Origin of the sequence: Herbidospora daliensis (assembly GCF_001570585.1) — a bacterium.
GTDB classification, from domain to species: domain Bacteria; phylum Actinomycetota; class Actinomycetes; order Streptosporangiales; family Streptosporangiaceae; genus Herbidospora; species Herbidospora daliensis.
Genome location: NZ_BBXF01000002.1, coordinates 1,102,717 through 1,127,793, shown reverse-complemented (window position 1 = coordinate 1,127,793; position 25,077 = coordinate 1,102,717). Strand labels below are relative to the sequence as shown.

28 protein-coding genes are annotated in these 25,077 nt (G+C 69.7%); 9 read left to right on the top strand and 19 right to left on the bottom strand.

What is annotated here, in order from left to right; all coding sequences use genetic code 11:
• Nucleotides 1-39: 39 nt before the first annotated feature.
• The 3 genes from AW274_RS11730 to AW274_RS11720 form a co-directional block, all read right to left on the bottom strand.
• The gene (locus AW274_RS11730) at nucleotides 40-1,509 is read right to left on the bottom strand and encodes an endo-1,4-beta-xylanase (protein ID WP_232320080.1); all 1,470 of its coding nucleotides are present in this window, start codon (nucleotides 1,507-1,509) and stop codon (nucleotides 40-42) included.
• Between the two features lie 602 nt (nucleotides 1,510-2,111).
• A complete protein-coding gene (locus AW274_RS11725) occupies nucleotides 2,112-3,581 on the bottom strand; it encodes a tetratricopeptide repeat protein (RefSeq protein WP_062431038.1) in 1,470 nt (489 codons plus the stop codon).
• Between the two features lie 25 nt (nucleotides 3,582-3,606).
• Nucleotides 3,607-4,119: a winged helix-turn-helix transcriptional regulator gene (locus AW274_RS11720; protein ID WP_062431037.1), complete on the bottom strand. Its 513-nt coding sequence runs from the start codon at nucleotides 4,117-4,119 to the stop codon at nucleotides 3,607-3,609.
• An 89-nt stretch (nucleotides 4,120-4,208) separates the two neighbouring features.
• Here AW274_RS11720 and AW274_RS42940 point away from each other — a divergent pair, with 89 nt between their 5' ends.
• From AW274_RS42940 to AW274_RS11705, 3 genes are all read left to right on the top strand, one after another.
• Entirely contained in the window at nucleotides 4,209-4,496 is a 288-nt protein-coding gene (locus AW274_RS42940) for a putative quinol monooxygenase (protein WP_083974037.1), read from the top strand.
• A gap of 1,097 nt (nucleotides 4,497-5,593) precedes the next feature.
• Nucleotides 5,594-6,556 (top strand): sensor histidine kinase, encoded by a 963-nt coding sequence (locus AW274_RS11710; protein ID WP_062431036.1) that lies wholly within the window; start codon nucleotides 5,594-5,596, stop codon nucleotides 6,554-6,556.
• Nucleotides 6,553-7,197 carry a response regulator gene (locus AW274_RS11705; RefSeq protein WP_062431035.1) on the top strand — a complete coding sequence of 215 codons (645 nt, stop codon included), beginning with the start codon at nucleotides 6,553-6,555 and terminating at the stop codon, nucleotides 7,195-7,197. Before AW274_RS11710 ends, AW274_RS11705 begins: the two co-directional genes overlap by 4 nt.
• Before the next feature lie 11 nt (nucleotides 7,198-7,208).
• Here the strand turns inward: AW274_RS11705 and AW274_RS11700 are convergent, their stop codons facing one another.
• Nucleotides 7,209-8,081 (bottom strand): AraC family transcriptional regulator, encoded by an 873-nt coding sequence (locus AW274_RS11700; RefSeq protein WP_083974034.1) that lies wholly within the window; start codon nucleotides 8,079-8,081, stop codon nucleotides 7,209-7,211.
• Between the two features lie 95 nt (nucleotides 8,082-8,176).
• On the opposite strand from AW274_RS11700, the gene AW274_RS11695 reads away from it, so the two are divergent.
• On the top strand, nucleotides 8,177-9,196 hold the full coding sequence (locus tag AW274_RS11695; RefSeq protein ID WP_062431034.1) for an aldo/keto reductase: 1,020 nt from the start codon (nucleotides 8,177-8,179) through the stop codon (nucleotides 9,194-9,196).
• On the opposite strand, the gene AW274_RS11690 is transcribed toward AW274_RS11695, so the two are convergent.
• The 3 genes from AW274_RS11690 to AW274_RS11680 all read right to left on the bottom strand — a co-directional run bounded on the left by AW274_RS11690 (nucleotide 9,186) and on the right by AW274_RS11680 (nucleotide 11,997).
• Nucleotides 9,186-9,560 (bottom strand): SSI family serine proteinase inhibitor, encoded by a 375-nt coding sequence (locus tag AW274_RS11690; protein WP_062431033.1) that lies wholly within the window; start codon nucleotides 9,558-9,560, stop codon nucleotides 9,186-9,188. The genes AW274_RS11695 and AW274_RS11690 overlap by 11 nt on opposite strands.
• 99 nt (nucleotides 9,561-9,659) lie before the next feature.
• A complete protein-coding gene (locus tag AW274_RS11685; RefSeq protein ID WP_062431032.1) occupies nucleotides 9,660-10,865 on the bottom strand; it encodes a cellulose binding domain-containing protein in 1,206 nt (401 codons plus the stop codon).
• Between the two features lie 184 nt (nucleotides 10,866-11,049).
• Nucleotides 11,050-11,997, bottom strand: a complete 948-nt coding sequence (locus AW274_RS11680; protein ID WP_062431031.1) for a PaaX family transcriptional regulator — start codon at nucleotides 11,995-11,997, stop codon at nucleotides 11,050-11,052.
• Between the two features lie 190 nt (nucleotides 11,998-12,187).
• Here AW274_RS11680 and AW274_RS11675 point away from each other — a divergent pair, with 190 nt between their 5' ends.
• The 3 genes from AW274_RS11675 to AW274_RS11665 are packed head-to-tail and all read left to right on the top strand — an operon-like array spanning nucleotide 12,188 to nucleotide 14,180.
• Nucleotides 12,188-12,859 (top strand): TNT domain-containing protein, encoded by a 672-nt coding sequence (locus AW274_RS11675; RefSeq protein WP_062431030.1) that lies wholly within the window; start codon nucleotides 12,188-12,190, stop codon nucleotides 12,857-12,859.
• A gap of 32 nt (nucleotides 12,860-12,891) precedes the next feature.
• Nucleotides 12,892-13,230 carry a PadR family transcriptional regulator gene (locus AW274_RS11670; RefSeq protein WP_198169136.1) on the top strand — a complete coding sequence of 113 codons (339 nt, stop codon included), beginning with the start codon at nucleotides 12,892-12,894 and terminating at the stop codon, nucleotides 13,228-13,230.
• Nucleotides 13,227-14,180 carry a hypothetical protein gene (locus AW274_RS11665; protein WP_062431029.1) on the top strand — a complete coding sequence of 318 codons (954 nt, stop codon included), beginning with the start codon at nucleotides 13,227-13,229 and terminating at the stop codon, nucleotides 14,178-14,180. The genes AW274_RS11670 and AW274_RS11665 overlap by 4 nt, the downstream gene beginning before the upstream one ends.
• 139 nt (nucleotides 14,181-14,319) lie before the next feature.
• Here the strand turns inward: AW274_RS11665 and AW274_RS41220 are convergent, their stop codons facing one another.
• From AW274_RS41220 to AW274_RS11650, 3 genes are all read right to left on the bottom strand, one after another.
• A complete protein-coding gene (locus AW274_RS41220) occupies nucleotides 14,320-14,952 on the bottom strand; it encodes an Imm21 family immunity protein (protein WP_083974030.1) in 633 nt (210 codons plus the stop codon).
• A complete protein-coding gene (locus tag AW274_RS41215; RefSeq protein ID WP_062431027.1) occupies nucleotides 14,853-15,563 on the bottom strand; it encodes a hypothetical protein in 711 nt (236 codons plus the stop codon). The genes AW274_RS41220 and AW274_RS41215 overlap by 100 nt, the downstream gene beginning before the upstream one ends.
• A 238-nt stretch (nucleotides 15,564-15,801) precedes the next feature.
• Nucleotides 15,802-16,692, bottom strand: coding sequence for a LysR family transcriptional regulator (locus tag AW274_RS11650; protein ID WP_062431026.1), 891 nt, complete (start codon nucleotides 16,690-16,692; stop codon nucleotides 15,802-15,804).
• A 126-nt stretch (nucleotides 16,693-16,818) separates the two neighbouring features.
• On the opposite strand from AW274_RS11650, the gene AW274_RS11645 reads away from it, so the two are divergent.
• Entirely contained in the window at nucleotides 16,819-17,232 is a 414-nt protein-coding gene (locus tag AW274_RS11645; protein WP_062431025.1) for a VOC family protein, read from the top strand.
• On the opposite strand, the gene AW274_RS11640 is transcribed toward AW274_RS11645, so the two are convergent.
• From AW274_RS11640 to msrA, 8 genes are all read right to left on the bottom strand, one after another.
• Nucleotides 17,220-18,509: a DJ-1/PfpI family protein gene (locus tag AW274_RS11640; RefSeq protein WP_063813236.1), complete on the bottom strand. Its 1,290-nt coding sequence runs from the start codon at nucleotides 18,507-18,509 to the stop codon at nucleotides 17,220-17,222. The genes AW274_RS11645 and AW274_RS11640 overlap by 13 nt on opposite strands.
• Before the next feature lies 1 nt (nucleotide 18,510).
• Nucleotides 18,511-18,885 (bottom strand): hypothetical protein, encoded by a 375-nt coding sequence (locus AW274_RS11635; protein ID WP_062431024.1) that lies wholly within the window; start codon nucleotides 18,883-18,885, stop codon nucleotides 18,511-18,513.
• A gap of 108 nt (nucleotides 18,886-18,993) precedes the next feature.
• Complete coding sequence (locus AW274_RS11630) at nucleotides 18,994-19,647, bottom strand: response regulator (protein WP_062431023.1); 654 nt, start codon at nucleotides 19,645-19,647, stop codon at nucleotides 18,994-18,996.
• Entirely contained in the window at nucleotides 19,644-20,738 is a 1,095-nt protein-coding gene (locus AW274_RS11625; protein ID WP_062431022.1) for a sensor histidine kinase, read from the bottom strand. The genes AW274_RS11630 and AW274_RS11625 overlap by 4 nt, the downstream gene beginning before the upstream one ends.
• Nucleotides 20,739-20,937: 199 nt before the next feature.
• Nucleotides 20,938-21,267, bottom strand: a complete 330-nt coding sequence (locus AW274_RS11620; RefSeq protein WP_062431021.1) for a putative quinol monooxygenase — start codon at nucleotides 21,265-21,267, stop codon at nucleotides 20,938-20,940.
• Nucleotides 21,268-21,598: 331 nt separating this feature from the next.
• Complete coding sequence (locus AW274_RS39085) at nucleotides 21,599-21,898, bottom strand: helix-turn-helix domain-containing protein (RefSeq protein WP_083974027.1); 300 nt, start codon at nucleotides 21,896-21,898, stop codon at nucleotides 21,599-21,601.
• A complete protein-coding gene (locus AW274_RS11615) occupies nucleotides 21,895-22,251 on the bottom strand; it encodes a type II toxin-antitoxin system RelE/ParE family toxin (RefSeq protein ID WP_062340586.1) in 357 nt (118 codons plus the stop codon). The genes AW274_RS39085 and AW274_RS11615 overlap by 4 nt, the downstream gene beginning before the upstream one ends.
• Before the next feature lie 125 nt (nucleotides 22,252-22,376).
• On the bottom strand, nucleotides 22,377-23,066 hold the full coding sequence (gene msrA / locus AW274_RS11610; protein ID WP_062431020.1) for a peptide-methionine (S)-S-oxide reductase MsrA: 690 nt from the start codon (nucleotides 23,064-23,066) through the stop codon (nucleotides 22,377-22,379).
• Between the two features lie 119 nt (nucleotides 23,067-23,185).
• Between msrA and rarD the strand changes: the two genes are divergently transcribed.
• Nucleotides 23,186-24,088, top strand: coding sequence for an EamA family transporter RarD (rarD, locus tag AW274_RS11605; RefSeq protein WP_062431019.1), 903 nt, complete (start codon nucleotides 23,186-23,188; stop codon nucleotides 24,086-24,088).
• Here the strand turns inward: rarD and AW274_RS11600 are convergent.
• Nucleotides 24,085-25,068, bottom strand: a complete 984-nt coding sequence (locus AW274_RS11600; protein ID WP_062431018.1) for a polyprenyl synthetase family protein — start codon at nucleotides 25,066-25,068, stop codon at nucleotides 24,085-24,087. The two genes, rarD and AW274_RS11600, sit on opposite strands and share 4 nt — an antisense overlap.
• Between the last annotated feature and the right edge of the window lie 9 nt (nucleotides 25,069-25,077).

Genomic DNA, 25,077 nt, shown 5'->3' with positions numbered 1-25,077 from the left:
CCGCGTCCGCCGACGCGGTCGGTGTCGACCGGAAGCGGGTCAGGCGCTTCGGGTCCACTTCTGGTTCGCGCCGCCCCAGCAGGAGTACACCTGGATCAGCGCGCCGTTGCCGGAGCCCGCGGCGTCCAGGCACAGGCCCGACTGCTGGTTGGTGATGGAACCGTCGGAGTTCAGGTTCCACTTCTGGTTGGCGCCACCCCAGCAGGAGTAGATCTGCACCTTCGCGCCGTTGCCCGTGCCGGCGGCGTCGAGGCACTTGTTGCCGTAGACGCGCAGCTCATTGGACGAGGTGTAGGTCCACTGCTGGTTGGAGTTGGAGTGGCAGTCGTAGAGCTGGACCTGCACGCCGTCTGTCGTCGAGGCGCCCGGCACGTCGATGCACCGGTTCGACTGCTGGCCCCGGATGTTCCCCTGGCCGCCCGCGGTGGGCGTGGGGGTCGGGGTGGGCGAGGTGCCCGGCGTCGGCGACGTGGTCGGCGAGGGGGTCGGGTTCGGGGTCGCGGCGTTGAGCGCGTTAAGGACCGAGTTGTACGCGGCCTTCTTGTTGCCGCTGCTGTCGAAGAGCAGCGGGGAGGTGTTGGCGCCCAGCCACGAGTCGCTGTCACGCACGCCCCAGACGGTGATGCCGGTGCAGCGCGCCACCGCGAGACAGTCGTTGACGACCGAGGCGTAGGTCTGGGCCGAGCCGCCCTGGATGTCGAGCTCGGTGATCTGCACGTCGACGCCGAGGTTCGCGAAGCTCTGGATGGTCGTGCGGTAGTTGCTGTTGTACGGGCTCTGGCTGTTGAAGTGGGACTGCAGGCCCACGCAGTCGATCGGCACGCCGCGCGACTTGAAGTCGCGGACCATGTTGTAGACGGCCTGGGTCTTGGCCCAGCTCCAGTTGTCGATGTTGTAGTCGTTGTAGCAGAGCTTGGCGGCCGGGTCGGCGTTCCGCGCGGTGCGGAAGGCCACTTCGATCCAGTCGTTGCCGGTCCGCTGGAGGTTCGAGTCACGGCGCCCGCCGCCGTTGCCGTCGGCGAAGGCCTCGTTGACGACGTCCCAGGCGTAGATCTTGCCCTTGTAGTGGTTCATCACGCCGTTGATGTGGTCGATCATCGCCTGGCGCAGCGAGCTCCCGGAGGTCTGCTCCATCCAGGACGGCTGCTGGGAGTGCCAGGCCAGCGTGTGGCCGCGGACCCGCTTGCCGTTCTGCACCGCCCAGTTGTAGATCCGGTCACCGGCCTGGAAGTTGAACTGCCCCCGGTTGGGCTCGGTGGCGTTGATCTTCATCTCGTTCTCGGCGGTGATCATGTCGAACTCGCGGTTCGCGATCGTGGTGTACTGCCCGTCGCCCAGCTTGCCCTGGGCGATGGCGGTGCCGAAGTAGCGTCCACTCTGCTGCGCGGCGGCGGCCAGCGTGCTCCCGGCGGCGTCCGCCGGAACGGTCACCATCAGTGCCGCGCCGACGATGCCGACGACGCTGATGACGCCGGCGCTGAAGACTCTGCGAAGGGGTAATGCGCTCATACCCATGCCTGACTCCATAACTGAAATCACCGAAAGGGGATCTGCGGGAACCCGGCGGACGACACCGCACCCCAGACCGCTGGCGCGCACCACATGGCGTCGTGGCCGGCGGCCCCTCTGATCACCACATCAGGCTGGGCCGACCGCCTCGGAGACTTAGTGTGGAAACCCAACCGAAACATGTCAACACCGGAGCGAAATTTTCGGCGGCCGTGCACCCTGGTCTGATAGGCCCCACAAGGGCCCCGACAGGGAGCGACGAGGGAGTGCGATACCGGCGGCGCTCGAAAATTAAACAGCTGCTTGCGCATGCAAGTTTCATGCTCACGCCGTAATTTACGGAGCCCCGAACGGCTCGTCAGCACCGAGCGCCGCGCCGGGGCCCTTGACGCCGTCACGCCCGCTGTATTTACTCACCGCCAGCACCACCAGACGCCGGGACGCCGAAGGGAGGTCGCACTACGATGTGCTAGCGCTAACAGGGCCGAGCCTGTGACGCGCGACGTCGTAGGGCCTGGGTGGCACCACACTCCTGGGTCCCCGTGTCAGTCGCTCCGCCTCCCTCGTGGCGGCGGAGCGACGTCGGCAGCGGCCGCGATCCGTCAGCCGCCGGCGACCAGCCGGCCGCGGAACTCGGCGGTCGCGCTCTGCAACAGCTGGTTCAGGTGCTCGATCTCGGCTTCGGCCGGTTCGCGGCGCAGCCGCACGTCGACCGAGAACTCGCCGTCCCGCACGGTGACGTCGAGGTCCTCCAGCAGATCGCCCGGCAGCCTGCCGAGGACGAACTCCTTGAACGCGACGGCGATCGTCGCCTCGATGTCGCCGCACCCGCACGACTGACCCGCCGCGATGGCCGTGAGGTGACTCCGGCCGGTGATCGCGTCGGGATGCGCGCCGTCCAGCGTCGCCAGCCCGGCCTCCACGACCTGCCGGGCCTCGTCGAAACGGTCGGCGTGCTGCAGGAAGAGGCCGAGCGCGATCCGCGACCGGCCGAGGATCTCGTAGTCGGTCCCGAGATCGGCCACCCCGACGGCCGCCCGCAGGCGTTCCTCCGCTTCGGCGGGCCGGTCGGCCGCCGCCAGCGCGAGCCCCCAGTTGCGCAGCACCTGCGCGTGGAACTCCGGACGCCCGAGGGCGTCGGCCCTGCTCTGAGCCTGCGCGTACGTCTCGAACGCCCCCGCCGTGTCGCCCGCGTCGTCCTGCGCCATCGCCAGGCCGAGCGCCGCCATGAACGCGTCGTGCTCCCGGCCCTGCCGGTCGTAGGAGGCGAGCACCTTCCTGATCGTCTCGACCCGTCCCGCCTCGTCGCCGGCGTCGCCACCGGCGTTGGCCAGTTGCGAGAGCGTGTTGAGCGTCGCCTGGTGGTCGGGCCCCAGACGTTCCTCCAGGGCGTCGGCCAGCGGGGCCAGCACGGCCCTGCCCGCCCTCGGATCGCGGACCGCCCGCTCGATCACCGTGCCGGCGATGCCCTCGACGACCTCGTCGGGCAGCCGGTCGAGCGCGGAGAACGGCGCCTCGCCGGTCCCCTCGGCCACGACGATCTCGCCCCGCAACGCCAGCGCGGCGGCGACCCGCTCGTGGCCGTTGTTCCAGTAGACGCCGACCGCCTCCTCGGCGACCTGGCGGGCCTGGGCGACGTCGCCGCGCCCCAGCAGGAGGTCGGCCAGCGGTTCGAGGGCGAAGGCGTAGCCGGGGTGGTCGCGGCCGTAGAAGTCGAGGCGTTCTCCGAGGTTGCGCCGCAACTCGGCCTCGCCCTCCTCGAACCGGCCGGCGGCGGCCAGCACCATGCCGAGGTTGAGCCCGTAGGTGATCTGCTCCTTGCGGGTCTCGTGGTCGGCGGAGGGCGTACCGGAACAGGCTTTCCTGAAGTGCTCGACGGCCCGGTCGAGCTGACCGGAGGCGTAGAGGAGGTTGCCGAGGTCGCACTGGACGGCGGCCCATTCGGGGCTCCCCCCGCCGTGCCGGCGCTCGACCTCCCGCACTTCCTTCTGCATGACCTGTTCGGCGTCGACCAACCGGCCCTCGTGCAGCAGCCCGACCGCGATGTCGAACGATGACGGTGATCTTGACATGCCGGGATTATAGGGACGCGTCCCGTCAGCCGATGGGGTCGAGCAGCCGCCGGGGTGTGTTGATCGCGTCGGACACCGGGTCGTGGCCCTCGTCGGCCGGGTCGAAGCCCGGACCGGGCTCGACCCGGGTCTCCGCCACCGGAACGAGCTGCCCGCACCGCTCGCACCGCCCGCCCGGGTCGAGCAGTCCGCCGTCGTGGTCGTGGCGGACCGAGCGCGGCGCCCCGGCCGGGGAGTAATGGGCGTCTCCCCAGGTCATCAGGGTCCGCACGACCGGCCACAACTCGACGCCCTTGGGGGTGAGCCGGTATTCGACGGCCGGGCCCTCTTCGCGGGTGAGCACGCCCTCCCGTACGAGCAGCTTCAGCCGGTCGGCCAGCACGGCGCGCGGGATCTTCAGCTGGGTGACGAAGTCGCCGAACCGGCGCACCCCGAAGAACGCGTCGCGCACGATCAGCAGCGTCCACCGCTCCCCGACGACCTCCAGGGCGCGCGCCAGCGAGCAGTTGCGGTCGGCGTAGGTGCTGGGCAGCGTCATGCGGTCGATCCTATCCATCCCAGTTCGGTCAGTGAACCGGGCATGCTACGTTGTGGTTCGGTCACCGAACCAGCCCGGGAGGATCATCCATGTACCAGTTCGTCGTCTCCTTCACCGTCCGGCCGGAGCACCGCGACGACTTCGTCCGGGCGGCGCGCAAGACCGCACGCGACTCCCTGGCCAACGAGCCCGGCTCACGACGGTTCGAGGTCATCGCGGACGACACGAACCCCGACGTCTTCTACCTGAACGAGGTCTACGCCGACGCCGCCGCCTTCGACGCGCACGCCGCCGGGCCCTACTTCGGCGCGTTCTTCGCCGAGGCCGGCGCCTACGCCGAGGGTCCGAACTGGCTCATGCGCGGCACCGTCGTCTAGGGCCGGCGCCCGCCGGCGCAGGGCGTAGGCCCCGGCCGCGACGCCGAGGGCCGCGCCCCAGACCGTCCACGCCATGCCGGGCACGTTCAACCCCCACGTCGCCGGGTCGACGCCCATGCGGACGTTCATCAGCCCCGCCGGGATCAGCACCACCGCCACGACCGACGCCGGGACCACGGCCAGCGCGGGCGGCACCCGTTCGCCCGCCCTGAACCAGACCCAGCGGGGATAGACCTCGCCCCACCGGCTGACCAGCCCGTGGGTGAGCACGCAGCCGGCGATCGACGCGAGCGCGCCGCCGAGGCCGACCTCCAGCATCCCGGGCGTCTGGCGCATCATGAGCAGGAAGTCCTCGGGGATGCCGAGCGGGACCCCGAGATACCAGGCGATCCGGGTGATCTCGTAGGGCACGGGCGCGGCGCACGCCACGTGGACGGCCCACCGGCCCCAGCGGCGGGCCGCCTCCGGCGTGGTCCAGCGTCCGGCGGGACGGTGGCAGGCCAGGGTCGCCAAAGCCCACAGCAGGCCGCCCGCGAACAGGATGATCAGGTTCACCCGGTGCCAGTAGAGGATGTCGCCGATGCCGTCCTGCGGACCCGGCACCCCCGTGAAGGCGAACACCAGCAGCAGCGGCGCGAAGGCCACCAGCATGAGCAGGGTGTAGTCGGGGATTACCAGCGCGAGCGTCGCGGCCGTGACCCAGCCGAAGACCAGCATCGCCGTCCTGACCCGGCCCCTGGCCCAATCGCGGGCCATCGCCAGCGCGACGGCCGTGCCCACCAAGCCGGCCACGGCCATGACGGGCGCCACGACCCCGGCCTGGCTGCCCTCCAGGATCGAGCCCGACGCCCGGTCGTCGGCGACGGGCGCGAACGGGAACCCGCCGCCGCCCAGCGTCCAGAACACCCCGAGCGCGCCATAAGCCGCCGACCAGACGGCCGCGGCGTACGCGGCCCAGGTAGGCCAGGTCCTCCACCAGCGGAGCATCACGTCGTCCTCTCTTCCGGTCGACCCCAGCGTCGGGGACGCCGCACCGCCCGGCCCATATGCCGTTCGGCACATAGGCGGCGACCCGGGCGGCTGCCTAGGCTCGGCACATGCGCATCCGAATCGCGGCGATCACCGGCGGCGCGGGCGTCGCGTCGCTGACCGGCACCGCCGTGACCGTGGCCACCGGCGGGCCTCCCGGCCCGCCCGGCTGGATCGTCGCCGAGTCGGGGTGCCTGCTCGTGCTGATCGTCCTGGCGGTCCGCACCGCCCCCGCCCGCGCCGCGCTGGTCGCCGCGGCGCTCGCGGGCCCGGCCACCCCGGGTCTTCTGCTCCGGTACGGTCTGGGCCCGCCCACGACGGCGGCGGTGGCCGGCTTCGCGGTCTGGGCGCTGTCGGCGGCGCTGGCCGCCACGATCGGCCTCTACCTGCGGGCCCTCGACGACCGCCGCACCCGCTCGGTGCTCGCCGCCCGCCGGGCCCAGCGTGCCCAGTTCGCCCGCGACCTGCACGACTTCGTCGCCCACGACGTCAGCGGCATGCTCGCCCAAGCCCAGGCGGGCCGGATCCTCGTCGAACACGACCCCCACCGGGCGGTCGCCCTCTTCGAGCGCATCGAGCAGACCGCCCTCCAGGCGCTGGCGTCGATGGACCGCACCGTGCGCATGCTCGACGACACCGCCGACCGCACGCCGCTCCCGTCTCTGGCCGACCTGCCCGACCTGTGCGAACGGTTCTCCGGCAGCACGAGCGTCCACCTCGACCTGCGGCCCGGCGACCCGCCCAGGGAGGCGGCGGCCACGGCCTACCGGGTCGTCGTCGAGGCCCTGACCAACGTGCGCCGCCACGCCCCCACGGCGAGCCGCGTGGAGGTGACCGTGACCGATCTGCCCGGTCCGGCTCTGCGCGTCACCGTGACCGACGACGGGCCCGGCGGCGTGCGCGGCGACGGCGGTTCCGGCCTGCCCGGCCTGGCCGAACGTGTCGAGGCGCTCGGCGGCACGCTGACCGCCGGACCGCACCGGCCGCGCGGCTGGCGGGTCGAGGCCACGATGCCGACGGCGGCAGCATGATCCGCGTCCTGGTGGCCGACGACCAGGAGGACATCCGCGACGCGTTCCGGATCATCCTCGACGCCCAGCCCGACATGACCGTCGTCGCCGAGGCCGCCTGCGGCGCCTCCGCCGTCGAACAGGCCCGCCACCTGCGTCCGGACGTCGTGCTCGCCGACATCCGCATGCCCCGACTCGACGGCCTCGAAGTCACCCGCCTGCTCGCCGGGCCGGAGGCGCCCGACCCGATCAAGGTGGTCGTCGTCACCACCTTCGACCTCGACGAATACGTCCACACGGCGCTGCGCAACGGCGCCTGCGGTTTCCTGCTGAAACGGTCGAGCCCGGCCATGCTGGCAGAGGCGGTGCGCGCCGCGGTGTCGGGCGACACGCTCATCAGCCCGCAGATCACCGTGCGGCTCCTGCGCGAGCTCACCGCCCCCGCCCCGGCCGACCGGGCGAGCCTCACCGGCCGCGAGCTGGAGATCGCCCGGCTGGTCGCCCTCGGTCACACCAACGCCGAGATCGCGGCGGCCCTGTTCATCACGGCCGGGACGGTCAAGAACCACGTCGCCGGGATCCAGCGGAAGCTCGCGGCGCGCAACCGGGTGGGCATCGCCGCGTGGGCCTGGTCGACGGGCCACGTGAGGCCCGAAGCCTGAAAGTTTCAGGCTCAGCGGTTGGCGAGCTGGGCGGCGTCGCGGCCGGGAGAGGCCCCGAACGCCTTGCGGTACTCGCGGCTGAACTGCGACGTGCTTTCGTAGCCGACGAAGTAGCCGACCTCGGCCACGTTGCCCGCCCGAGTCATCAGCAGGGCGCGGGCGGCCTGGAGCCGGATCTGCTTCTGGAACTGGACGGGCGTCATCGACGTCGCCGCGCGGAAGTGCCGGTGGAAGGTCGACGCGCTCATCCCGCAGAGCTCCGCCAGGTCGGCGATGACGAGGTGCTCCCGGTAGTGCTCGCGGATCCAGCGGATGCCCCGCGAGATCTGCGCGAGGTTGCCGTCGACGAGGCCGATCTGCCGCACGATCGCGCCCTGGTCGCCGCTGAGCAGCCACCAGAGGATCTCCCGCTGGTAGCCGGGCGCGAGCACCCGCAGGTCGTCGGGCCGGTCGGCGACGCGCAGCAGACGTACGACCGGATCGAGCAGTTCCGGCGTGGCGTCGCTCACCGCCAGGCCGGTGAACTCCGGGGGCGGGCCGGTCACGGCGGTCTCCAGCAGCAGCGGCGCGATCACCGCCGGGCTCAGCGACATGCTGAAGACCACGAACGGCTTCTCGCGGGTGGCCGCCAGCGCCTGGCCGACGACGGGGAGGTCGACGGAGACGACGACGTACTGCCCGGCGCGGTAGTCGTAGGGCACCCCGTTGAGCACCGTGCGCTTGACGCCCTGGGCGACGATCGCGAGCGACGGCTCGGAGATGGTGCCGACCGGCTCGGTCGAGCAGGCCACCGACGCGATGGTCACCCCGCCCGTGATCGTCCGCTGACGGGTGCCGGCGGTGTGGCGCATGATCAGCCGCCGCATCTCGTCGAGGAGCTCCATACGCGCCAGTCAACCACCCTCGTTGACAGGATCGGGCACGTCGGCGGCAGGATCGGGCTCACGGCCCGGCCGCCCGGCTTGTTGTGATTGACCGCATGAAACGCAGAACTCTCGGCGCGACCGGGATCTCCGTCAGCGAACTGTCCCTCGGCGCGATGATGTTCGGCAGCATGGGGAACCGCGACCACGACGACGCGATCCGCATCATCCACCGCGCCCTCGACGCGGGCGTCAACGTGATCGACACCGCCGACGTCTACTCCGGCGGCGAGTGCGAGGAGATCGTCGCCAAGGCCGTCAAGGGCCGCCGCGACGACCTGGTGATCGCCACCAAGTTCGGCCTGCCGATGGGCGACGACCCCAACCGGCGGGGCGGCTCGCGCCGGTGGATCGTCAAGGCGGTCGACGACAGCCTGCGCCGTCTCGACGTCGACCACATCGACCTCTACCAGATGCACCGCCCCGACCACGAGACCGACGTCGGCGAGACGCTCTCGGCCCTCACCGACCTCGTCCGGGCGGGCAAGATCCGCGCGTTCGGCTCGTCGATGTTCCCGGCCGAGCTGATCACCGAGGCGCAGTGGGCCGCCGAACGCGCCGGGACCCACCGGTTCCTGGTCGAGCAGTCGATGTACTCGATCTTCACCCGCAAGCCCGAGGCGGCCGTCTTCCCGACGGTCCAGCGCCACGGGATGGGCGTGCTCACCTTCGGCCCGCTCAACGGCGGCTGGCTCTCCGGCCGCGCCGACCTGGCGAGCGGCCACCGCGCCACCCTCCTGCCGGGCCGGTACGACACCGAGACCCCGGCCGGCCGGCTCAAGGCCACCGCGCTGGCCGAACTCGGCACGCTCGCCGCCGAGGCGGGCCTGACCCTGCCGCAACTCGCGGTCGCCTTCGCCCGCGCGCACCCGGCGGTGACGTCGGTGCTGATCGGGCCGCGTACCGCCGAGCAGCTCGACGGACTGCTGCCGGGCGCCGACGTCGACCTGAGCGACGACGTGCTCGACCGCATCGACGCGATCGTGCCACCGGGCGTCGACCTCAACCCCGAGGACAACTACGGCACGACCCCGCCCGCGCTCCAGGACGCCCGGCTGCGCCGGATCAGAAGGTGAACAGGTCTCCGGTGACGGCCGACATCTCACAGCGGTTGCCGAAGGTCCGGGCGTAGCGCACCGCCTGGCCCTTCCAGGTGCCGGCGGCGGTCACCTGGTGCGGGAAGTACTCCTTGGTGCAGATCCGGCCGGGGTCGTACGCCAGCTTGGCGAGGTCGCCGTCGACCGACCGGAGCAGATCGCACGCCTGCTTCGCCGCCGGGTGCGAGCCCCCGTCGGGGTCGCAGAGGAGCTTGGCGACCACCTTCTGCCCGCCGTTCACGCTCCGGGTGAGCACCAGCGCCCCGGAGGGCGCCTCGGCCACGGCGGGGTGGGCGGCGAACAGCGGGACGGCCACGAGGGCGGCGACGACAAGAGTGCGCATACCTGGATAGTAGTAATTCGATTACTCAGAGTCACACACCGGCGTACGCCGAAGCCCGTGGCCCACCGGCCACGGGCTGGCGCACACCTTATATATGTGTCAGGTGGCGGTACAGGTCACGGTCGCGCCGGCGCCGGTCCCGGTGCCCTGGAATCCGAGGGTGGCGCTCTGCCCGGCCGACAGGTTCCCGTTGTAGCTCTGGTTGGTGACGGTCACGGCTCCGGTCGTGCCGGAGTTGACGCCGTTCCACATCGTCGAGATCGCCGCCCCGGAGGGCAGCGTCAGGGTCAGCCGCCAGCCGCGGATCGCGGTGCTGCCCGCGGTGACGGTCATGCTGGCCACGAACCCGCTGTTCCACTGGTCCTGCACCGTGTACGTCGCCGAGCACCCCTCGGTCCCGGCGCTGGGCGACGGGCTGGGCGAGGGACTGGGCGACGGGCTGGGCGAGGGCGAGGGGGAGCTGCCGTCGAGGACCAGGTTCTTGCGCTGGACCTGCCACCCGCTGCTGCACAACACGCAGCTGCTGCCGGCGAAGGTCGCGCCGGCCGTGATGTCGCCCTTCAGCCGCCACTTCAGCCACAACACCGCGACCCGGCCGAACTCGCCGCCGTTGGTCTGGCCGTAGGTGCCGCCGTGGCCGACGTTCAGGTTGCCCATGAACGCGGGCAGCCCGCTGGGCAGTTTGCCCCAGTCGTCCATGGCGTTGCCGTAGGCGATGTCGCTGCTGCCGCCGATGAAGTAGCCGATCGGCTTGGTCAGCCGCCGCAGCTGGTAGTCGTCGCCGTCGTTCAGCAGACCGCTGCTGAAGATGGTGGTCGTGCTGATGCGTGAGTCGTTGGAGACGGCGTAGGCCTCCAGGCCGCCGCAGGAGAAGCCGCCGACGCCGATCTTGCCGGTGTCGAGCCTGTTGTAGAAGGTGCTGCCCTGGCGGCCGTTCTCCGAGATCGCCCAGTCGATCGACTGGGTGAGCATCTGCGACGTCGTCGAACCCGAGGCGTTCGGGCCGCCGTTGGCGATGACCAGGAACCCGTGGGAGGCGATCTCACGGAGGAAGTTGGCCTGCGACAACCCGTTGGCGGAGCAGCCGCCGTTGCCCCACACGTAGATGGGCAGTTTCACCGACGGGATGTTCACGGGCCGGTAGATGGTGTGGTTCTGCAGGCTGTTGGAGGTCTCCCAGTCAGCCGGGTAAGGGCCGGAACCGCCGACCGCCGCGGCGGCGGGCGCGCCGGTGAGCGCCACCAGTCCGGCCAGTAACGGGACGACGGCCGCCAATCCCGCGCTGATGATCGAGCGTTTTCTCATTTCACCCTCCGAAGTGTCACGACGGCGCTCCAGGTCGGGTGGCACGCGACGGAGCCCGAGAACGTGCAGTTACTATCACTGCGGTCATGAAAAGTGTCAAAAACCACATTGCACGCTGACCTGGCGGATTTCCGGGCGCGCAGATCACCCCGCCGACGGACGACCGTTCGGAGATGAAACTTTCTCAACCGTCTCCGCGGGTCGAAACGGAGACGGAGTCCGCCGACACCCGGAAGTGGGTGATCCACGACGCGGCGTCCGGCCAGTGCGGGGTGGCGATCTCGATCAGCCGCGCCTCCGCGAGTGAGCCGAGCGCGGTGTGGACCTCCAGCAGCAGCTCTCTGGCCTCCTGCCGGGGCCACCGCGCGGGCAGCAGATGTCCGGGCAGGTCGGGGTCGGTGTCGGGGAACTTCCGCCACGAGTCCATCACCGAGGTGCGGGCCACCAGCGCCCGGGTCGCGTCGACCTCGCCGTCACGGACGGCCGCCCGCAGCTCGGCGTAGCGCGCGATGAACTCCTCGTAGGACGCGGCGAGTCCGGCCAGGTCATAGGCGGCGGCCGGGCCGTGCGGGCCCGCTTCGTCGTCGAACCGGGTGTGCATGACCGACCATCGTGCGCCGTCGACCCCGTCGAGGATGTCGTGCAGCACCTTGTTCATGGTGCCCGCCTCGGAGCCGGGGCGGATCCACACGCTGTCGTACAACCGGGCGAAACCCAGCGCCCCCAGGGTTTTGCGGAGCGTATGCCTCGCGGCCTGGCCCGACTGGGGCAGCGAGAACGAGACGGTCACCCAGTCGCCGGTCCAGCGCGGCGGCCGCGCGCCGAAGCTCAGGAAGTGGTCCATCCGGGACCGATGCCGGGCGATGGCCTGCGGCGTCAGGTGGTAGACGGGCGGCCGGCCGGTTCCCCGTACGGCGATCAGCCCGCGCTTGGTCAGCCGCGACAACGCGGCCCGCGCGCTCGACTCGCTGATGCCGAACTCCGCGAGCATCGCGACCACCGCCGCCGACGGAAGATCGGCGTCGGAGGAGTCGAGATATTCACCGAGCAGCGTCGTCAGCAGGTGTTGCGGGCTGGGGCCGGCCTGCGTGCGCGGGGTGTTGACCTCGTCCGCAGGGGTGGGGGCATGCACGCCCCCAGCTTGCCGCACGGAACCACCCGCCGAGACCGAATTATGCACCTATTTCGGCATTCATGAAATAGCGGGTGGACGATTTCCCATCCGGCCTTTTGCCCTCTCCTTATGGCGAACCGGGAATGTAGCCATCATTCTCGCCATCCACGCCAATAGGGAAGTCATGCAATATCTCCGACGCGGCGTCATGCTGACCGCCGCGATGTTCGTCATGGCCGGCACGGCCGCGCACGCGGAAAACGCCGTTGTGAAACCCCGGCCGTCGAAGGCCGCCATCGGGGTGGTCTGCGGCGCGCCGTACGTGACCGGCGATCCCGACCTCGGCCCGGTCCGCCTCCCCCGTTCGGGCTACCTCGGCGCATTGGTGCGCGGATACGTGCCCATGGGCGGTCTGGCACCGCAGCACTTCCTGTCGCGTTACTGGAACTACGCGATGAACGACTATCGCTACCCGCCGAACGCGGGTTTCGCCCTTTCCGGCAATTACCCCAACGGCCGACTGCTGTCGAAGACGACGTTTCTCCAGATCGGCATGCTGCTCGACCGTTTCGGCGGTTACGGCGGCGCGTTCTTCGCGCCGATGGGAGACGCTTTCAGCAAGCGCGCGCTGCCGCCGCGGAACCTCAACACCAATCCGCAGGACCCCGCCCATCCGTGCAACTATCACGTCTTCCGGGTGACCAAGTCGTTCCGCGTCGACGTGGGCCCGGTCTCCCCCGCCTTCCAGCAGCCGGGCGGCGGCACGCAGTATCACGTGCTCAGCAAGTACATCCCGGAGGCCCCGCAGTCGAGCGAGGAGGTGCCGGTGCGCTGGCTGCTGGACAACGGATACCTGAAGGAGCTGACTCCGCCGTCCTAGCATATCTTGGCGAACAAGATATGCTGGGCCCCATGAACTCAAGGGGCCTGACGGAACAGGCGTTCCTCGTCCTCACCACGCTCGCCGACGCCTCGCGCCACGGCTACGGCATCGTCCAGGAGGTCGAGCGGCTCTCCGAAGGACGCGTCCAGCTCAAGATCGGCACCCTCTACGGCGTGCTCGACCGGCTGGCCGCCGACGAACTCGTGTCGCTCGACCGCGAGGAAGCCCATCAGGGCCGGCTGCGGCGTTACTACCGGCTCACCGACCAGGGCGTCCAGGCCCTGGAGGCCGAGGCCGCCCGCCTGGCCGCGCATGCCCGCTACGCGACGGAGCGGCTGCGAGCCCGGCACGCGGGCGGCCCGGCGTGACCGCCCTGGAGTCCCGCTACCGGCGGGTGCTCCGGCTGCTCCCGGCGAGCTACCGCGCCGAACGCGAGGAGGAGATGGTCTCGGCGTTCCTCGACGGCGCCGGACCGGCCGGCGACGACGCGCGGCCACGCTGGCCGGAGATCGCCAGCGTGGCCGCACTCGCCGTGCGCCTCCGCCTCGGCGCGTGGGGCGGAGCTGTCCGGCTGACCGCCCTGATCGGCCTGGCCTTCCAGGCCGCGATGAGCTGCGTCTACCTGGCGCAGACGCTGGGCGTCCACGGCCTGCTGCCCTACCCCGCCGGCGAACTCCCGATCGGCGAGCCCGCGTCGGCCGAGCGCCTGTGGCACCTGGTCAGAGAGCTCTCGTCCGTGCTCTGGATCGCCGCCTACGTCGCGCTGGTCCGGGGCCGCCCGCGCGTCGCCAAGGCGACGGCGCTCCTCGGCCTCATCCTGTACGTCCCGGCCTCGCCGGAGTCCCTCCCGCTGGTGGTCACCGTGGCCGCCCTGCTGGCGGGCTTTCACCGGGACGCCCCCACGCACCACCACCCGAGGTGGCTCACGGCCCTCCCCCTGCTCGCCGGAGCGGCCCTCTTCCTGGTCGTCACCCTGGCGACCTGGGCCATGACGGCGTCGATCCGGTCGCCCCAGTTCCCCGGTTCGTGGGCCTGGGCGTGGCCGTGGTTGTCGCCGTCGGGCTTGTCCAGCCTGGCGCTACTGGTGGCCTGCACCGGATATGTCGTGACCTATCTGTCCACACCCCGGCGACGCTCCCCTTCGGTGCCGCTGGCGCTGGCCATCCTCACCGTCCCCGTGGCCGTGGCCCGTCTCTCCTATCTGAGCCCGGCCGCCGACCAGGTCACCGCGACGCTCAACGCCGTCACCGTCGCGCAGGCCGTCGTGCTCCTGCTGAGCGGGGTGCTCCTGGCAAGGCTCGGCGCGGCAGCGAGATGACCTCGGATCCTCCATGACTCTGATGTAGGTGATGCCGTATACCCGGTGCTGAGGAGCGCGGCTCCGATCCCACTTTGCCCAGGTGTCACAGCTCGGCGGCCTCGGCGACTTCGAGCCGCGCCCGTCCCGTGGCCGCAACTCACCCTGCTCGGCGTCCTCCATTCGTGAGCCGCACGACGACCGTCATGACCGTCTCGGTCTGGATGTAGGCGGCCCGGACGGTGTAGCACCCCGGCGGGATGTCTATCCGAAGGTGCTCCTCGGTGGCGAGGTCGTCGTGCCCGACCACGGAGTCGAAGAGGATCACCGGCCCGTCAATGTCCCAGGTGAGCTCCTCGTCCCATCGAGCCGAACCGACCGCCTCGGTGGCGACATCGAGGACCTCGGCCTCGGAACTCGCGGCGATCCAGCGGACGAAGAGGTCGGACGCGGGCAGGAACGTGGTGATGGCGGGCTGGTCACCGAGCACGAGCGCCTTCGCCGGCCCCACGTCGACGAGCCCGATGTAACCGTCCACGTCACAGGCCCTGCGGTAATCGCCCTCGTCATCGTGGTGCTTCATCAGCCATCCGCCGTTCCAGTGACGGCACGCCGATTCCGGAACGACGATGAGGGGCCCGCCGAGCGTCGACACCCATGGCAGATCCGCACCGCATGTCCTCCTGCGACTGTTCACCTGCTCACGGGACCCATGAAGCGAGCGAATTCGTCCGTGCTCATGGTTCGCATCGGCTTGACGACGGTGAATCCGGCTTCGATCGAATCCGGCCATTGCACATCCACCGGAAAGGAGGCTCCGGAGATCCGCTCCAGCATGGTGACGCACGCTTTCGGATGCTGGGCGAGGATGATCCGCCCCGGCCGCGGATTCCGTCCGCCGACAATCCCGTCGACCGTGACAGAGCCGAAGTCCAGGTCGTGCAGGTAGTCGTCGACCGCGCCGGGGTTCCAGCCGCAGCGGACAGAAGGGTCGGTCCGGTCGAATTCGCAAGGGTCGAACCCCGCGTCCAGCCGACCGTCGACCGCGTAGGCGAAGTAGGCCAGCGCGGCGGCCGCCTCGAACCAGGGGACCATGTCGCCGCCGGACTTGCTCCACGGGAGACACCCGAGCCCCCATGTCACGCACACGGCCAGGTGTCCACCGTTCGACAGAGCGCCCAGGACCTCCTGACGGGAGCATTCGTAGCCGAAGTAGGGATGGCTGATCAAAATGCCGTCACCCCAGCGGACGATGGTGGTGGTGCTCTGCGTCATGGCTTCCGGGGCCACCCGGTAGTCCACCGTCAACGGGACGGCGCCGATCAGCGACGCGACGACCTCGATGTCGCTATGCGTGGTGTACGTGATGCAGAGATCCTCTACATGGGAAAGGCTCGATGTCACGCGTCCTTCCCATCTCGTCGCACGTCGGGCTCGAGATCAGCTTCACTGGCGAACACGCCACCAAGGTACCGAGCCGACCGGAACGGTGGACCGGCGAGCGAGGCGTCCCGAACGCCGAGGTCGCCGTATCCCATGTCGATACGGCTAGCGGCGATGGGCTGGATTCCACTCACGAGGGTGTCGACGAACGGTCATGATCGGGCTGCCTCGGCCGGGTGAGGACTTCGCGGGCCGTTGCTCAGCCGTAGGTGGGGCCGAGGTCGCGGACCGTCTCGGCGAGTGCCCGGACCAGGTCGGATTCGGCCTCGGTCTGCCAGATCAGGGCGTAGGTCAGATGGGGCATGTCCGGCATCGGCAACCACCGCAGGTCTCCCATCGCCCAGTATCGGGTCACGTGAGCAGGGAAGCTGTGAACGATCTCCCCCGTGCTGACCAGGTTGATCAACTCGTCGGGGCTGGTGATGAGTTCGGCCCGTTCGATCGGCTGGCCGCGCGGGGTCTGGAAGGGCAGGTAGCTGTTCTCCCAGTAGTCCGGCATGCGGGGTGCGGCCGCGTGCCGGAAGCCGCCGAGCGCTTCCAGGCCCACGGAGGACCGCCCGGCCAGTTCGTGCTCGGCTGAGACGGCGAGCACGCGCGGGTCGATGAACAGGGTCGGGCCCACGGTGAGATCGGGTTCTTCCACGGGTAGCCAGGCGACCAGCACGTCCATCTCGCCGTTACGGAGCCCGGCGAACGTGTCGACGAAGGAGGCGCGGCGCACCTGCAGTTCCCACTGCGGGTGCCGGGCGCGGAAGGCCCGCCAGTAGGGATGCAGGTCGTGGACGTTGAAGGGCAACATGCCTACCCGCAGCCGCGCCATGATGCCACGGGAGGCCATCCGGGCGCGTTCGAGGCTTTCGTGCAGGCCCGCGTACACCGGGAGCAGGTCGTCGCGCAGTTGCCGGCCGACCGGGGTGAGGCTGACCTGGCGGCGGTTGGCGCGGTCGAACAGCGGGGTTCCGATGCGGCGTTCCTGCTGGCTGATCGCCTGGCTGACGCGCGCCTGGGACACGTGGAGCCGGGTGGCGGTCCGGCCGAAGTGCAGTTCCTCGGCCAGGGTCAGAAAGATCTCGATGTCCCTGAGTTCCATGGTGTCCCTAGTCGCGTTATAAGCGCCAAGTTATCGGATCGCCCGGAATCTCACGTTGATGCCGGTAGGCCGCCGCTCCACAGTTGAGGACGTCCACGACCACCGTTTCTCATACAGGAGCAGGACATGAAGGCACACGTCAGCTCGATCCTTCTTGGCGTCCGGGACATGGATCGGGCCAAGGAGTTCTACACCGAGGGGCTCGGCTGGAAGATCCAGAACGACTTCGGGATCTCGGTGTTCTTCGAATCCGACGGCGCCTCGCCCGTCGGCTTCTACGGCCGTGAGGGCCTGGCCGCCCAGGTGGGCGCCGACCAGCAGGGCTCCGGCTTCAGCGGACTGGTCCTGACCTACGTCGTCCGCAGCGAGACGCGGGTCGACGAGATCATGACGGAGGCCGAGAAGGCCGGCGCGACCATTCTCAAGCCGGCCGGCGCTCTGCCGTGGGGCGGGTACGGCGGCACCTTCGCCGACCCCGACGGCTACGTCTGGAGTCTCGGGTACAGCGCCCAGGGCGCCGACCAGCCCTACGCGGAGTAGCGGCGGAGGAAGATCACCGCGGCGGTGCCGAGAAGGATCAGCAGGATGGGCAGCGCCGTCTGCGCCCACGGCCACGCCGGGCCGTCCAGTCGCAGGCCGTCGGTCGGCAGTTCCATGGTCTCGGCGGCCCAGCGGGCGGTGGCCACGTCGGTCGTTCGGGCCAGGTCCCTTATGGCGTCGTCGTAGGCGAAGTTGCGTCCGGAGTGCACGTACACCGGCTCAGGGCCGTCGGGGATCCGGTCCACACGAACGCCCGTTCCGGGCACGAGCAGCCGGTCCAGGTCGGGGGCCGCGCCGGCGAGGTCGGCGCGCGGCAGGAACGTCAGGCCGTGCCGTGACCGGATGGGGCCGCCGTCCGCGCTCACGGCCAAGGTCCGGTCGGCGAGCGACTTGTCGTGCACTTCGAACACCGACGCCAGGTCGATCTCGCCGACCCCCGGCGTCAGCAGCACGCCGACGGCCGGCGGCGCCCACGTCCAAGCCGCGTTGACGATCGCGGCCGGGGCCGGCACGGGGATGCCGGTCACGACCGGCGGCGGGTCGCCGTAGTACCGATAGCCCACGGCCTTCGCCGCGTCCGCCGCCACCGCCGGACCGGCCAGGCGCTCGATCACGTGCAGGGTTCCGTCGATGCCGGACAACACGCCCGCGGTCGTGACGACGGTGCCGCTGTCGACGAACCGTTCGCCGTGCACCCAGTTCACCTGGGGATAGTCCGACTCGAACGAGCCGATCCGCATCCAGTGCGCGGTCGCGGGCCGGCCGTCGAGCAGACCCGCCGAGGCGAGCACACCGGCGCCGTTGCACACGCTGAGCAGCAGCGTGCCGCGGCTCGTCTGGTCACGCAGCCACGTCGTGACCGGACCGGTGCTGGGCCCGCCGACGTCCGGCATCGCCGGCACGACCGCGAGCGCCGGCGCGGCGCCGCCGGTGAGTTCGGCCAGATCCGCGAAGCTCAGGTCCGGAACCAGGTCGAGTCCACCGGTCAACGGCAGTGGACGTCGTCGCGGTGCGACGGTGTAGACGTTGAACCGCCCCGAGGCGACCAGGATCTCGTAGGGCGCGAGGGCGTCCGACACGACGGCCCCGTTGTCGCCGATCACCACGACCGCGGTCGGTTTGGCGGGGTCGAAAGCCGGGGCGGCGGCGGGGACGGGCCGGTCCGGCCCGTGTGCGTACTGGGCGTCGAAGGTGGCGACGGCGGAGACCGCCCCGCCCGCCACCGGAACGAGCAGGACCGCGATGACCGCGAGCGCGCGGCGCAGCAGGGTTGGCATCTCAGTGCCAGTAGTGGTCGCGGCGCCACACCATGGCGGCCAGCATGAGCGGGAACATGATCACGTGCCCGGCCATCATGAGCCCCATGGCCGACACGGCCCCGAGCCAGTACGGCACCAGTAAGACGAGGAACGGTAAGTACATCGCGGCCGCCATCTCACCGATCCGCGCCCACGAATGCCGGCGCAGCGCCATCACCACGGTCATCCCGATGGTCATGTTCGTCGCCATGACGAGCACGTCCACCTCGGGCAGTGCCAGCCAGGCGTCCGGCCACAGCGGTGCGAGTAGGAACATCCCGGCGAGCATGGCGACCACCATCTCGACGTAGTGCCAGGCGAAACGGCCCAGTTTGCGACTCGTCGTCCGCAGCATGGCGTCTCCTTCGATTCGGTATCGGCTGATACCGACAAGAGTCGCCGCCGGCCTTCGTCCTGCCATGTGCCGGAAGTCATGACCGAGGTCACGACGCGGCCGTGACCCTCAGAGCAGCCCGAGCGACCGTGCGCGCAAGGCGGCCTGGGTGCGGTCGCGGGCGTTCAGCTTGGCCAGCACGTTGGTGACGTGGTTCTTCACGGTCCCCTCGGCCAGATGCAGCGTCGAGGCGATCTCCCGGTTGCTGTGCCCGGTGGCGAGCAGACGCAGAACGTCGAGCTCGCGGCCGGACAACGGCACGACCAACGGCTGCGGCTCCGGTGCGCCGGCCGAGGGCAGCCGGGCGAACTGGGCGACCACCTTCGCGGCGACGGACGGCTGCAACACCGACTCCCCTCGCGCGGCGGCCAACACGGCCTCGATCAGCTGAGCCGAGGAGACGTCCTTGAGCAGATAGCCCAGAGCCCCGGCACGAAGCGCGGCGAACACGTTCTCGTCGTCGTCGAACGTCGTCAGCGCGATGACGCCGATGCCAGGGTGGTCGGTACGCAGGCGGCGGGTCGCCGCGACGCCGTCCAGGACCGGCATGCGCAGATCCATCAGCACGACGTCCGGGGCCAGCTCGGCGGCCCGCCGGATCGCCTCGTCACCGTTCCCCGCCTCGCCGACGACCTCGATCCCGTCGTGCGTGCTCAAAAGTGTCGAGAGTGCCTCGCGGAACAGCGCCTGATCGTCCACCAGAAGCACACGAACCGGGCTCACCCGGGCACCTCCATGCTCAACGTGTACCCCGCCCCCGGCGCCGATTCGACACTCAACCGCCCACCCAGCTGCTCGGCCCGCTCCCGCAGCCCCACCAGCCCGAACCCGGACGTAGCCGCCGAAGCGGACCCACCCCCGTCGTCCCGGACGGCCAGCCGAACGGCGGCGTCGACGTAGTCGAGCACCAACTCGGCCTGGGTGGCCCCCGCGTGCTTGCGCACGTTGGTCAGCCCCTCCTGCGCCGCCCGGAACAGCGCCTCCCGCGTCTCGTCGGACAACGGCCGCCGCTCACCGGATATCGCCACACTGGTCGCCACACCCGAAGCGGACGTCAGTTCGGCCAACACCTCCAAGGCATCGGGCAGCGGAGGGACTTCACGCGGTTCGCGCAGTGTACGCACCGAGCGCCGCACCTCGGCGAGCGCGGCCTCCGCCTGGTCCTGCGCCTTGGCGAGCACCTCGTCGGCCTTGGCGACGTCGATCGGCAACACCGCCCGCGCGGCCTTGACCTGCATCTGGACGACGGTGAGCGAGTGCCCGAGCCCGTCGTGGATGTCACGCGCGACCCGGTTGCGTTCCTGCACGGTCGCCAGCCGCTCGGCCTGCGCGGCGTAGTCACGCAACCGCTCGTGCGCCACGGCCAGTTCGGCCCGGGCCCGCTGCTCACGCTGCAGCAACTCCGTCACGATCGCGGCGAACACCGCGGCGACGAGTATTCCCAGCCCTTCCCGCAGCCCCTCACCCCACGACATGCCGAGGTGGACGAACGGCACCACCCCGACCACGACCGCCGTCGCCGCGACCGGCAACCGCAGCAGCACACACTGGCTGACCAGTACGAGAAGCAGCAGAGTCGCGCCGACCCCCGCGTTCAGCGAGAACACCACGAAGGCGATCGGCAACTGCACGGCGATATAACCGAACGACCAGGCCGGCCGACCGCGCGCCCGTACCCAGGAGAAACCGGCGGTGGCCAAGGCGGTGAAGACGGTGCCGAGCAGGAGCGCCGGCAGGGACTCCCCGGATGCGACGACCCCGATCAGCAGCGTGAGCAGCGCACCGAAGGTCAGCACGGCCAGGGCCCGGTTCATGCGCTCACTGTGGCTTGAGCGGTAAAGCACGGTCAATACACGTCTGGCCCGAGACCAGCTCCCCGAAGGAAACCAGTCATTCAGGCCGAAGCCGCAGCTCTACGCCTCCTTACAGGCGTGTGACCCATGAACCGCCGGAGCTGGGCTGCGCCGGGGGGGCTCTGACATCGTCTGTGGGCATTCACGCCCCAAGCTTGCCTCACGCCTCAGGCACGGCCATCTCGCCGAGAAGTGACCAGTCGTCCTGCGGAAGCGTCGCGTTGACGATCCGGGGGGTCTCGGCGAGATGGCGGGGCAACGTCTGCTGCGCCTTCCTGAAATGATCGGACTGGACGTGCGCACCTCCCGCATCGCCATCCCGAAACGCCTCGACGAGGACGTACTCCGTCGGGTCCTCGACACTGCGCGACCAGTCGAACCACAAGCAGCCAGGCTCACCGCGAGTGGCCTCGGTGAACTCGCGTGTGATCTCGGGCCACTGGTCGGCATACTCGGGCAGCACGCGGAATTTCGCCGTGATGAAGATCATGAATGTCTCGCAAGTCAGTGAGATGGCATGGTACGACCGGCATGACCGGCGCGTGATCCGTCGAGTCTAACCAGCCGGCCTCCGCCCGATGGAGACCGCGACCCCCACCCGCCGACGCCGTGGGGTGAGCACTACAGCTCGTGAAGGAACTCGTCGCCGAACACACATCTGGCCCGAGATCAGCTCCCCGCAGGGACCCGACCAAGGGCCAGTGGCTCAGGCCGAAGCCGTAGTTCTACGCCTCAGCAGAAGTGAGACCAGCAGAATACGAAACCCCAGTTCCCACCGGTGCGCGATGCTTGGGCACGGCGGCACCGGCTCCCGAAGCGGGTCAAGCGGCCGGGGCTCGCGGACTGATCCGCACCTCAAGGTCAGCGTTCAACGCCCTCGCCAACCGCTCGAGCACAGGAAGGGTCGGAACCGTGCCGCCAGCTTCGAAGCGTGCCACAGCGGATTGCGTCATATCCGCGGCGACGGCCAATTCCGCCTGACTCCACCCGTACCCTTCTCGCATCCGCCGTACGGCTTTCCCGAGCTCGAACGCCAGACGTGCCGCCTCATAAGCTTCACTCGCGCCAGGCTCAGCCAGCCGTCGCCGCCGGAGTTCCTCCCACGTCGTGTCCTCACTCATGCCGGCTCCTCATCCACATCCACCGTGTGCGCCTGATCGACACAGCGCAGCAATGCCCGCCGAGCTCGATCCACTTCTCGATCTTCCCGCATCCGCGTCTTGTGGAAGACCGTCAGCAGGACGATCCGTCTGTGCGGGGCGATCCAATAGCTCACCCGCATTGATAGATCATCCAAGTGGAACCGCAGCTCGCGAAGCTTGCCGTCGAGTTGCCGCGTGTACGGCTCTCCGAGCAGTGGGCCTTCAGCCGCCAGGAGGTCGATATAGAAGGCGGCTTTAGCGAATGAGGCCACCGGCAACTTTTCGAGCCACTCGCGAACCTCAGGCTCCAGCTCAACCGTACCCCAGGTCATAGCGATGATGCTATATGCGTGGCTTGCTGGCCGTCCGGAGGTTGAAGACATGTCTGCGCAGCGATCCTCGAACGAAAGAGACCCCCGAGCGGCCGTGCCGCCGGAGGTCTCACCCGAACCGCGAACTACTCCTCAGGCGAGGAGCTGGTCAGCCCCGTAGGGCACCAGTTGGACGGGGCACCTGCGTTGACACCCGTCCCGCCAATCCCGCAGTACCCGTTGACATTGCGGTGAAGGTACTGCTGGTGGTAGTCCTCCGCGTAATAGAACTCCGGCGCCGCCTTCACCTCCGTCGTGATCTCCCCGTACCCCGCCGCGGACAGCACCTCCTGGTAAGCCGCCAGCGAAGCCGCCGCCGACTTCTCCTGGGCCTCCGAGTGCGTGTAGATCGCCGACCGGTACTGCGTCCCGACGTCGTTCCCCTGGCGCATCCCCTGCGTGGGGTCGTGGGCCTCCCAGAACACCTTGAGGAGCTCCTCGTAAGAGACCTGGGAAGGGTCGAAGACGACCCGGACGGCCTCGGTGTGCCCGGTCAGCCCGGAACACACCTCCTCATAGGTCGGGTTGGGCGTGTAGCCGCCCTGGTAGCCGACCGCCGTCGACAGTACCCCGGGGGTCTGCCAGAACTTGCGCTCCGCGCCCCAGAAGCACCCGAGCCCGAAGTCGGCGACCTCCGCGCCCTCGGGCCAGGGCGGGGTGAGGGTACTCCCCAGGACAAGGTGCCGGTCGGTCACCGGCATGGTGACGGACCGTCCTGGGAGCGCGTTGTCCTTGCTCACCATGGATGCCTTGTTCGTACCGAAGATCCAGCCCATGTCTACCTCCTGACCACCTCAACCAAGGTGCGCCAAGCTTTGTTCCGTTAGAACCACTTAACCATCAACACAACATCACTTATTTGTAATAAACAAGGTAAGCAGCCAAACTAGGGTTCATGCCTGATTTGCGCCGAGGAGTCTGGTACGGCATCGCCGCTTACCTCCTCTGGGGCCTGTTCCCTCTGTACTGGCCCCTCCTCAAGCCCAGCGGTGCCGTCGAGATCCTCGCCCATCGCATGCTCTGGTCGCTCGCGGTCGTGATCGTCGTCCTGGCGGTACGGCGGCACTGGAAGTGGATCAGAGGGCTGACGCGCAGGCAGGTGCTGCTCCTCACGGCGGCGGGGGTGCTCGTCTCCACCAACTGGGGCGTCTACATCTACGCGGTCAACTCCGGGCACGTCGTCGAGAGCGCCCTCGGCTACTTCATCAACCCGCTGGTCAGCATCCTGTTCGGGGTGGTCATCCTCGGTGAGCGGCTGCGCCGGTGGCAGTGGGTGGCGGTGGGGCTGGGGATCACGGCCGTCGTCATCCTGACCGTGGGCTACGGGCAGCTGCCCTGGATCGCCCTCACGCTGGCCTTCAGTTTCGGTCTGTACGGCCTGGTCAAGAAGAAGGCCCAGGTCGGAGCCGCCGAGAGCCTCACGATCGAGACCCTGGTCATGCTGGTCCCGGCGGCGCTCTACCTGTTCAGCTTGGGCGGCGGCAACACCTTCGGCAACCACGGCGCCGGCCACGCGCTGCTGCTGATCAGCTCGGGCGTCGTCACGGCGGTGCCGCTGCTGTTCTTCGCCGCCTCGGTCATCAGCGTGCCGCTGACGATCGTGGGGCCGCTGCAGTACATCGCGCCGGTCGTGCAGTTCATCCTCGGGGTGCTGGTCATCAAGGAGACCATGCCGGCCGAGCGCTGGATCGGGTTCGGGGTGGTCTGGCTGGCCCTGGCCGTCTTCACGTGGGACAGCCTCCGGTACGGCCTGGTGAAGAAGCCCGTACCGGAGAAGGAACTGGCGCCCGTCGGTTAGGCCGAGCGCTCCACCACGAAGTCGCACAGCGACAACAGGGCCGCGCGGGCGGGGATGTCGGGGAGCTCGGAGAGCTGGTCCTTCGCCCGTGCCGACCAGCGCTCCAGCTCGGCGCGGGCCTTCTTCAGCGACTCGGAGGCGCGCAGCAGTTCCAGCGCCTCCTCGATGTCGTCCTCGGGCACCGGGCCCGCGACCAGGGAGCGCAGCCGGGGGTTCTCGTCGGAGCCGAGGGCGTAGAGGACCGGCAGGGTGCGGATGCCCTCGCGCAGGTCGGTCCCGGGCGTCTTGCCGGAGGTCTCCGAGGCGACGTCGATGATGTCGTCGCCGAGCTGGAAGGCGACCCCGATAGCCTCGCAGGCCGCCGTCAGCCGCAGCACGACGTCCTGGGGCGCGCCGGCCAGCATCGCGCCCAGACGGGCCGAGGTGGAGATCAGGGAGCCGGTCTTGTCGGCCAGGACGTCGATGTAGTGCTCGATCGGGTCGACGCCCTCAGCCGGGCCGACGGTCTCGCGGATCTGGCCGCGGACGAGACGGGCGAAGGTCTTGGCCTGGATGCGCACCGGCTCGGGGCCCAGGTCGGCCATGATGTCGGCGGCCCGCGCGAACACGTAGTCGCCCGTCAGGATCGCCATCGTGTTGTTCCAGCGGGCGTTCACCGACGGCTTGCCGCGGCGCTCGGACGCCTCGTCCATGACGTCGTCGTGGTAGAGCGTGGCCACATGGGTCAGTTCCATGACGACGGCGCCCGGGATGACCCCGGGCGCCGTGTGGTCGCCGAACTGGGCGGCGAGGAGGACGAGCATCGCGCGGAAGCGCTTGCCGCCCGCCTCTATGAGGTGTTTGGACACGTCGGTGACGAACGTGTCCTCGCTTTCCACCGCCGAACGGAGCTGCTTCTCCACGGCCGCGAGGCCGTTGGAGAGGTCCTCGGCCAGCCGCTCGTCGGCGACGGGCAGGTCAACAACGGGCGGCGCGGCCATAGAAAAGCT